Source organism: Collinsella sp. AF05-9 (assembly GCF_003465595.1).
Lineage (GTDB): Bacteria > Actinomycetota > Coriobacteriia > Coriobacteriales > Coriobacteriaceae > Collinsella.
On the sequence record NZ_QSBB01000007.1, the window covers coordinates 87,253 to 96,717 of the forward strand.

The window sequence follows — 9,465 nt, forward strand, 5'->3', positions numbered from 1 at the left end:
CTGTGCTTGAGCTTTCCTTGTGTGGCAAGCTCATTATAGGACGCATTAGCGCTATAATCGCTCTGATAAATATGTCTCGAAGAATGTTCGAGAAAAGCCCAGCTAACGAGCCCGTGGCTTTTGACAAGGAGTATCGATGCAGATTACCTCAGGCCTGCCTGAAGGCTTTAACGCCGGCGCGTACGACATGATTGTCGTCGGTGCTGGATATGCCGGTGCCGTTTGCGCCCGCCGTCTTGCCGAGACTATCGGCTATCGTGTTGCCGTTTTGGAGCGCCGTAGCCACATTGCGGGCAATGCCTATGACTGCACTGACGAGGCCGGAATCCTGATCCACGAGTACGGTCCGCATATCTATCACACCTTTAACGAGCGCGTGCACAATTTCCTGTCGCGCTTTACCAAGTGGACGGATTATCAGCACAAGGTGCTCGCCAACATCAACGGTACCCTTATGCCCGTGCCCTTCAACCATGCGAGTCTCAAGCTCGCCTTTGGTGATGAGCGCGGCGAGGAGCTGTATCAGAAGCTCGTGGAGACCTTTGGCAAGGATGTCAAGGTGCCCATTATGGAGCTGCGTAAGAAGAACGACCCCGACTTGGCCGAGGTCGCCGATTACGTCTACGAGAACGTCTTTTTGCATTACACCATGAAGCAGTGGGGCCAGACGCCCGACCAGATCGATCCCTCGATCACCGGTCGCGTTCCCGTCTTTGTGGGCGACGATGACCGCTATTTCCCGCAGGCTCCCTTCCAGGGTATGCCGCAGGACGGCTACACGGCGCTGTTCGAGCATATGCTCGACCACGACCTGATCGACGTGTTCTGCGATGTGGACGCCCGCGATCTCTTTGAGATCGACGAGACCACCGTCAAGATCGGTGGCAAGGTCTACGGCGGCGAGATCGTTTATACCGGTCCGCTCGATGAGCTGTTCAACCTCGACCTGGGCGCGCTGCCGTACCGCACGCTCGACATGAAGTTCGAGACGCTCGATATGGATCAGTTCCAGCCCGTGGGCACCGTCAACTACACCACGAGCGAGGACTACACGCGCATCACCGAGTTCAAGAACATGACCGGTCAGGTCCTGCCCGGCAAGACCACCATCATGAAGGAGTACTCCAAGGCCTATACGCCCGGCTCGGGCGAGACGCCGTATTACGCCATTCTTGAGCCCGAGAACCGTGAGCTCTATGAGCGCTATCTTGAGCGCGTCCAGAACCTGACAAACTTCCACCCGGTGGGTCGTCTGGCCGAGTATCGTTACTACGATATGGATGCCGTGACCAATTCCGCCCTCGATCTTTCGGATGAGATTATCGCCTGCCATGCATAAAGTCATAACATTCGGTATTCCCTCGTATAACGCCGCTAAGGACATGGACCATTGCATTACCTCCATCTTGGAGGGGAGCAATTATGCCACCGATATCGAGATTATCGTGGTGGACGACGGCTCCAAGGATGAGACGGCAGCCAAGGCCGACGAGTGGGAGGCCCGTTATCCTGGAATCATCCGCGCGGTGCACCAGGAGAATGGCGGCCACGGTATTGCCGTCCTTTCGGGTCTGCGCGAGGCGCAGGGCACCTACTACAAGGTTGTCGACTCGGACGACTGGCTTGACGGCGCTGCCCTTTCGACCATGCTGTCGATTCTGCGCGGCTTTGAAGAGCGCGACCAGCGCGTTGACCTGTTTATCTCGAACTACGTGTACGAGAAGGTTTACGAGGGTACGCATACGGCCATTGGTTACAAGTTTGCCCTGCCTCGAAAAAAGATCTTTACCTGGGACCAGATCGGCCATTTCCGTTTGGACCAGAATCTGCTCATGCACAGCCTGTGCTATCGCACGGATGTGCTGCGCGAGTCCAACCTGCCCATGCCGCCGCACACGTTCTATGTGGACAACATCTACGCCTACGTGCCGCTGCCGCGTTGCAAGACCATGTACTACGCCGACATCGACCTCTATCGCTACTTTATCGGTCGCGAGGGCCAGAGTGTCAACGAGGCCACGATGGTCAAGCGTCTGGACCAGCAGTTCCGTGTTACGCGTATCATGATGGAGTCGTACCACCTGTACAGCGATGTCGAGTCGTCGCGTCTGCGCTCGTACATGATGGGTTATTTCACTATGATGATGGCGATCTGCTCGGTGCTCACCAAGCTTTCCGACGAGGATTGCGCCGACGAGCGCCTGAAGACGCTGTGGGCGGACCTGAAGGCCTACGATGAGCGCATGTATCGTCGTGCTCGCTACGGCGTGGTCGGCTTCTTCACCAACCTCCGCGGTCGCGCCGGAGACAAAACCACACTTGGCCTATACCGTCTTGCCTCAAAGATCTTCAAATTCAACTAGGGCAGAAACGCTCGGGTAACGGGGACCCCTGGTCCTTAACTTGCTACTTCGAACAGTCCTGCGCAAGACGGAGGCGCCACTGGCGCCTCCTTTGCGTGCGGAACTCGTATCAAGTTAAGGACCAGGGGTCCTCTGTTATGTCTTGCTTTATGTCAGCAAGCTGAATTTGAAGACCTTGGACGCGTGGTACACATGGGCCTGGGCTGAAAAGACTTGGTTGGTAGGTTGCCCGGTGGGTCTTGGTCATGTTTGTCGCGAGTTCCGCACGAGCCGAAGAGCACTTAATGTGCTCTTCGTGCGAGCCAGGACTGTAGAGCAGCAAACATAACCAAGACCCACCGGGCAACCGGACGAGCTAGTTTACTTCGCGGCGCCGGGGATGCCGTGGGAGGTTTTGGCGGTTTTGGCTCCGTTTACGATGGCGGTTTCCAGGGCCCTTACGGCGAGCATGCCCAGTAGGTCTAGGGGTGCGGCGGCGCTAGCCTGGGCACCCAACTTGCCGCTGGCAAGGGTGTAGATGGTGTCGCCGTCGTTGGTGGTGTGCGTGGGACGGATGGCGTGTGCGTAGGCGTCTGCGGCCATTTGGGAGACCTTGGTGGCCTGGGCCTTAGTGAGCTCCATGTTGGTGACGATGCAGCTGATGGTGGTGTTGGTGCGGTCGAGCGGCATCTGCATGGATCCGGCGGCGGCAAAGGCTGCGAGTTCCATATCGACGATTTGGTCGCTATCGGCTGAGGCGCGCATGCCGGCGACCCACTCGCCGGTGAGGGGGTCGACAACGTTGCCGCAGGCGTTGACCGAAACCACGGCGCCTACCTTAACGGGATCGAGCGCCACGGCGGCAGTGCCAAGGCCGGCCTTCATGCAGGTGGCAGGGCCCATGAGCTTACCTACGGTGGCACCGGTGCCGGCGCCCACATTGCCTTGCTCGAGCGTGGTGGGGGTGTTGTCGAGTGCCTCGCGCACGGCGGCGATGCCGGCCTCTATGTCGGGGCGAACGGTGGGGTCGCCAAAGGCAAGGTCGAAGATACAGCTGGAGCACACGATGGGCACCTGCGTGGGGCCGACGGACAGACCAATGCCGCGGCTCTCGAGTTCGCGAGCGACGCCGCTTGCAGCCTCGAGGCCAAAGGCCGATCCGCCCGAAAGGCAGACGGCGTGAACCTTGTCGACGGTGTTCTCGGGTCGCAGCAGGTCGGTTTCGCGCGATGCTGGAGCACCGCCGCGAACGTCAACGCCGCCGGTGGCACCCTCGGGCGCCACGATTACGGTGCAGCCGGTGCCAGCCTCCTCGTCCGTATAGTTGCCAAAGCAAAAGCCATCGACATTGCAAACATCGATGGCTTCGAGCAGTGTGTCCATGTTTTCTCCTATCGGTTTTCCGCCGGGCCTTATGCCCGGTCGGGATCCGTACGGTACGGCAAAATTGTAGGCGCTGGGGGATAACCAGCGCCAGATGCAATTACGAGAGTTTTTGAATCGCGCGTGCGACGCGAGCGATGGGCAAGCCCACCACGTTGTAGAAGTCACCCGAAATATCGTGCACAAGCATGCGGCCGCCTGTGCCTTGGATGCCGTAGGCCCCGGCCTTGTCCATGGGTTCGCCGGAGGCAACATAGCGCTCGATCTGCTCTTTGGTAAGCTCATAGAACGTCACGTCGGTCACATCGACAAACGACAGGCTCTCGGCGGCATGCGGAGCGGCCGTGTCGCCTGCCTTAACGATGCAGACGCCGGTTGCGACCTGGTGCGTGCGGCCCGAAAGCTCGCGGAGCATGGTGCGCGCCTCGTCCTCGGTTGCCGGCTTGCCCAGAATCTTACCATCGAAGGTGACAATAGTATCGGCCGCGACGGTCAGTTCGTTGGGCTCGGCATGCTCGGCGGCAACGGAGGCGGCTTTGGCGCGTGCTAAGCGTTCAACGAGCGTAAGCGGGGCCTCGCCATCAAAAGGCGTTTCGTCGATATCTGCGGGAATCACGCGAATGTCATAGCCTGCCTCGCGCATCAACTCGATGCGGCGCGGTGATTGCGAAGCCAAAATCATAGCTGAATGCCCTCGGCGACCTTCTCGACGGCCTTGTCGCCGGCGAGTGTGCGCAGCAGCTCAAGCGCAAAGGGGAGCGACTGGGCCATGCCGCTGGCGGTGATGATGTTGCCGTCTTGCGTAACCTTCTCGCCGGTATAGGCGCCTACGGGGAAGCTTTTCTCAAAGCCAGGGAAGCACGTGGCCTGGCGCCCCTCGAGTAGGTCGAGCTCGCCCAGGATAAACGGGGCGGCGCAGATGGCGGCAACGTGCTTGGTCGCGGCGAACTCGCAGACCACGTCGCAGACGCGCTGATCGGCGCGCAGGTTGGTGGCACCGGGCAGGCCGCCGGGCAGCACGACGCAGTCGTACTCGTCAAAGTTGATCTCATCAAAGAGCGCATCGCAGGTCACGGGGATCTGCAGCGAGCTTACGACCTCACGCGTGGGCATGATCGAGACGAGCGTGGCACGCACGCCGCCGCGACGCATGACATCGACCATGGTCAAGCATTCAATAGTTTCAAAGCCATCGGCGGCGAGAACGGCAACGCTGGGCATGAGGGTTCCTTTCATAGGCGGCATACAATTAGCCGTCTTATACCCCGAAGACCTCCGCTTGCCACGCTCGATTTCCCAATGATTATTCTGAGCAATGATTAAGTGGCTAGTTGCGCCTAAGGTGGACGACGGTCTCGCAGTGGAAGGTTTGTGGGAACAGGTCGACTGGCGTGATCTTGACGGGGGAGAAGGTGCCTTCTTCGACAAAGCGTTTGAGATCGCGCGCCAGGGTGGCCGGGTCGCAGCTCACGTAGGCGACATCGCGAGCACTCGTGCTGGCGATAAGGTCGATCGCCTCGGGGGCGAGGCCTGCGCGCGGCGGGTCGACCACCAAGACGTCGGCATCCTGGTCGGGGAACTCGCGCACCGCGTCTCCGCCAATGACGTCGACGTTATCAAGCTTGTTGATCTCCAGGTTACGGCGCAGGTCGCGCACGGCTGGGCCGTAGGCCTCGACGGCGGCGACGAAGTCGCAGCGGCGGGCGAGCGGCAGGGTAAAGGTTCCGGCGCCGCAGTACAGGTCCACGGCAAGCTCGTCTTCTTGCGGGTCGAGCGCTTCCATGACAAGCTCGATCAAAATCTCGGCACCCTTGGTGTTGACCTGGAAAAAAGACGGGGCAGACAAGCGCATCTGACCCTCGGCGATATTCTCGGTCCATGAGCCCTCTCCGGCGAGCATTTCGACCTTGGAGACACGGCGGGCCTTCTTTTCGCCCTTGCTCATCACGCGCACGATGCTCGTGGGATGAGCGGCGTCCGCCAGCACGCGGGAGACCTGCGAGCGCGGAAAAGAGCCTGTAGGCGTCCAGAGTGCGACCTCGAGTGCCTTGGTACGGCGCGATGCACGAATGCCCACGCGTTCGAGCCCCAAGTCATGGCTGCCGCTTAGATAGTTGAGTGCGCCGACGACCGATTTGAGCGCCTTCGGGAAGCGCTTATCGAACAGCGGGCACGCATCGACGGTCACGATTTTGCTGGGGTTGACACCGTGCATGCCAAGGCGCACGCGACCGTTGACGACGGTCGGTTCGAGCTCGATTTTATTGCGGTAGCCCCAGTCGTCCTTGGTGTGGCAGATGGGCTGTACCAACTCATCGACCTGCTCAGGAGCGAACTTGCCGATGCGCTCGAGCGTGGAGCGCAGGTTTTGCTCCTTGGCGGCGAGCTGTGCCGTGCGTGAGAGATTGCCCCACGAACAACCGCCGCAGATGCCAACGAAGGGGCAGGGGGGCTGAATGCGATCGGGGCTCGGCTCCAGAATCTCGGTCGTGCGGGCGCGCATGAACGACTTGCCGTCCTGTACGACCTCGGCCTCGACGGTGTCGCCTGCCACGGCGCCCTGCACAAAGACGGCCTTGCCGTTGTCGGCGTGCGCCAGCCCGTCGGCGCCGTAGGTCATCGATTCTATAGTGAGCTTCATATCCCTGCCTGTCATTCGTGTTGTTGCTCGCACCATGGTAGCAGGGAAAAGCGCCCCGCATCCGAGGCTTTCCTCAAATGCGGGGCGCTTCTACAAACTGCTTCTACAAACGACTATTTCGTCTTGCCAGTAATGAGCGTCTTAAGACCCAGGCCGATCAGGCCCAGGCCCATGCGCACACGACCGGGGCGATGGCGCTCGATGGCCTTGGTCTTGCCGGCGGGCTTATCGCGACGGGCGCTCGTCTCGGGTGCGGGCTTAGCTGCCTGCGGCTCGGGCTGAGGTGCAGGTGCGGGCTCGGGCTCAATGACGGTCGCCTGGACCTTCTGAACCTCGGGTGTGGCCGGCTGCGGCTTAGGAGCAGGGGCGGGCTTTGCCTCAATGACGGGCTCGGCCGCGGCCTCGGCGTTGCGGTAGGCACGCTCCAGCAGGGCTTCCTGCGAGTTGAAGGGTTTATCACCCTCTGCGCGCTCCACGGGGACCCAGGTGCCGTCGCTCGTGAGGCTGCGGGCCTTCACGTTGTCGCGCAGCTGCATGCTCATGTACTCGTGCACCAGGGCGCGGCAGGTGGGGTCGAGCACGGGGAAGGCGATCTCCACGCGGTGCTCGGTGTTGCGTGTCATCATGTCGGCCGAGCTCAGGTAAATCATGTCCGAGTCCACGCCAAAGGCGTAAACGCGCGCATGCTCCAAAAAGCGTCCGACGATAGAACGGACATGCACGTTCTCGGTCTTGCCAGGAACGCCCGGCTTGAGGCACGAGATGCCGCGGATGATCATGTCCACGCGGACTCCTGCGCACGATGCCTCGGCGATCTTGTCGATGACCTCGCGGTCGGTGAGCGAGTTGAGTTTAAAGAACACGCGGGCGGGCTCGCCGGCGAGGGCGCGCTGGATCTCGCGGTCAAGCCCGCGCATGATGAGCGGTTTCAGTCCGACGGGCGCCACACCCAGGAAGCGGTAATCGCCGCGCAGGTTGCCCAGCGACAGGTTGCGGAAGAACAGGTTGGCGTCCTCGCCGATGCCGGGGTGAGCGGTCATGAGCATAAAGTCGCTGTAGAGTTTGGCCGTCTTCTCGTTAAAGTTGCCGGTGCCCAGCAGCGTCAGGCGCGTTAGCGCCATGCCCTCGCGATAGGTGAGCTGGCAGATCTTGGAGTGGCACTTAAAGCCCTCGGAGCCGTAGATGACGGTGCAGCCGGCCTCTTCCAGGCGCTCGGCCCACTCGATGTTGTTCTGCTCGTCAAAGCGCGCGCGGAGCTCCATGAGCACCGTGACCTCTTTGCCGTTCTCGGCGGCATCGATCAGCGACTCGCACAGGCGGCTCTGCTTGGCCACGCGGTAGAGCGTGATGCGCAGTGAGATGCACTCGGGGTCGTAGGCGGCCTCGTGCACCAGATCCAGGAAGGGGTTCATGGCCTCATAGGGATAAAAGAGCAGCTTGTCGTGCTGAAGTACCTGCTCGCGGATGGAGCGGGTCATATCGATAGTGGGGTTGGGCTGCGGCTTAAACGGCGTAAAGAGCAGCTCGTTGCGCAGGTGCTCGGGAATCTTGCCCTCAATGCCAAAGACGTAGCCTAGGTCGAGCGGGATATCGCAGGTAAAGACAGAGCGGCGCGAAAGCTCGAGCGCCTTGCGGATGGTCTTGAGCGTCGCCTTCTCGAGCGACCCCGAGACCGCGAGCACCACCGGCTGCAGGCGCAAGCGTTTCTTGAGGATGCGCTTCATGTGCTGGCGGTAATCCTCTTCCTCCTCGATGCCCTCGCCGTCTGGGTCGATATCGGCATTGCGGGTGACGCGGATCAGAGCGCGGTCGAGTGGCTTATAGGAGCCAAAGCAGCTGTCCAGGCAGGCAAGAATGACGTCCTCGAGCAAGATGTAGGAGTAGGTGCCGGCGGGCGAGGGAATCTCGACCACGCGGTTCATCGAGGCGGGAATCTCGATGAGGCCCAGCAGGCTTTCCTCGTCCGTGACACCGTCCAGTCTGCAAGCTAGATAGAGTGCGCCGTTGCGCAGGTTGGGGAAGGGGTGGCGCGGGTCAATGACCAACGGCGAGATGACCGGCGACACGTAGGCCTGGAAGTAGCGGGTGACAAAGGTGCGCTCCTCGGGCGTAAGCGAATCGATGCGAGCGCGGTGAACGCCCAGGGCGTCGAGTTTGCCCTCGATGCTCTTGAAGATGGACTCCCAACGGGTAAGGAGTCCGGGCAGCTCTACCATGACGGCATCGACCTGTTCGGAGGCGGTCATATTGCTCTTGTTGTCCACAGGCTGTTTTTTGAGTTCTGCCAGGTCGGACAGGCCGCCCACGCGCACCATGAGAAACTCGTCGAGGTTGGACTCGAAGATCGACACGAACTTTAGACGCTCGAACAAAGGAACGGTCTCGTCGAATGCCTCGTCAAGCACGCGGTTGTCAAAGCGCAGCCAGCTAAGCTCTCGGTTTTGCGTATACGAAAAATCACGCGGCGGCTTGCGCAGCTTGGCGGCCTTTTGCTTCTTTTCGATTTTGCTCGGCATATGCATCTGTCCGTTCAGTCCCCGCAGGGGACGATAGCCTAACTCTATTCTATTGTCTCAATTTAGTTGACCGCTGGCACGGACGTATCGCGTGAACGGTATCTTTACCTATTTCTTACGATGCCCGGCCATAGAACGAACGCTCGCGACGCTATTGCTAGCGTTCAATATTCTCACTCAACTGATAAGGATGCGTGAATAAGAATGATGGCAAGCTGAATATCATTGAATTCGGTCCAAAACGTGGGCTAGCTTCATTTATATACATAAAACCGTTTTACCTATGCAATTCTGAATCATGGATTTATAGATGCGATGGGGGATAATTTATAGGAAAAAGAGCGTTTACCTTTGAAAAGGTACTTTAGAGCGCCGAAGTGCATCATGGGGGAATCACATGCGATATACCGTTCATCGCACTTTGTTGACCGTTCGGGGGTGAGGTGGAATTGCGGGTGGAATTTGGATATAACTAGAGCTGTCAGCAAGCAGCGCCCGTTACGGAAGGGCGCTGATAGATTCGGCCGAAAGGCCCGAAAGAAAGGTAGGAGGCCATGACGAAAGGTCTGCACGTGCCTTCCGA

General features: G+C 59.9%; 7 protein-coding genes. 2 read left to right on the forward strand and 5 right to left on the reverse strand.

What is annotated here, in order from left to right; all coding sequences use genetic code 11:
- Positions 1-136: 136 nt before the first annotated feature.
- On the forward strand, positions 137-1,339 hold the full coding sequence (gene glf, locus DWV43_RS03920; RefSeq protein WP_117817796.1) for a UDP-galactopyranose mutase: 1,203 nt from the start codon (positions 137-139) through the stop codon (positions 1,337-1,339).
- Positions 1,332-2,363 (forward strand): glycosyltransferase family 2 protein, encoded by a 1,032-nt coding sequence (locus DWV43_RS03925; RefSeq protein WP_117655323.1) that lies wholly within the window; start codon positions 1,332-1,334, stop codon positions 2,361-2,363. The genes glf and DWV43_RS03925 overlap by 8 nt, the downstream gene beginning before the upstream one ends.
- Before the next feature lie 360 nt (positions 2,364-2,723).
- Here DWV43_RS03925 and DWV43_RS03930 read toward each other — a convergent pair whose 3' ends face one another.
- The 5 genes from DWV43_RS03930 to ppk1 all read right to left on the reverse strand — a co-directional run bounded on the left by DWV43_RS03930 (position 2,724) and on the right by ppk1 (position 8,882).
- Complete coding sequence (locus DWV43_RS03930) at positions 2,724-3,725, reverse strand: P1 family peptidase (RefSeq protein WP_117856210.1); 1,002 nt, start codon at positions 3,723-3,725, stop codon at positions 2,724-2,726.
- A 100-nt stretch (positions 3,726-3,825) separates the two neighbouring features.
- Positions 3,826-4,407, reverse strand: coding sequence for a nucleoside triphosphate pyrophosphatase (locus tag DWV43_RS03935; RefSeq protein ID WP_117817792.1), 582 nt, complete (start codon positions 4,405-4,407; stop codon positions 3,826-3,828).
- Complete coding sequence (locus DWV43_RS03940; protein ID WP_117817790.1) at positions 4,404-4,946, reverse strand: DJ-1 family glyoxalase III; 543 nt, start codon at positions 4,944-4,946, stop codon at positions 4,404-4,406. Before DWV43_RS03940 ends, DWV43_RS03935 begins: the two co-directional genes overlap by 4 nt.
- Before the next feature lie 106 nt (positions 4,947-5,052).
- Positions 5,053-6,381: a 23S rRNA (uracil(1939)-C(5))-methyltransferase RlmD gene (gene rlmD, locus DWV43_RS03945; RefSeq protein ID WP_117817788.1), complete on the reverse strand. Its 1,329-nt coding sequence runs from the start codon at positions 6,379-6,381 to the stop codon at positions 5,053-5,055.
- A 98-nt stretch (positions 6,382-6,479) separates the two neighbouring features.
- The gene (gene ppk1 / locus DWV43_RS03950; RefSeq protein WP_233539234.1) at positions 6,480-8,882 is read right to left on the reverse strand and encodes a polyphosphate kinase 1; all 2,403 of its coding nucleotides are present in this window, start codon (positions 8,880-8,882) and stop codon (positions 6,480-6,482) included.
- Between the last annotated feature and the right edge of the window lie 583 nt (positions 8,883-9,465).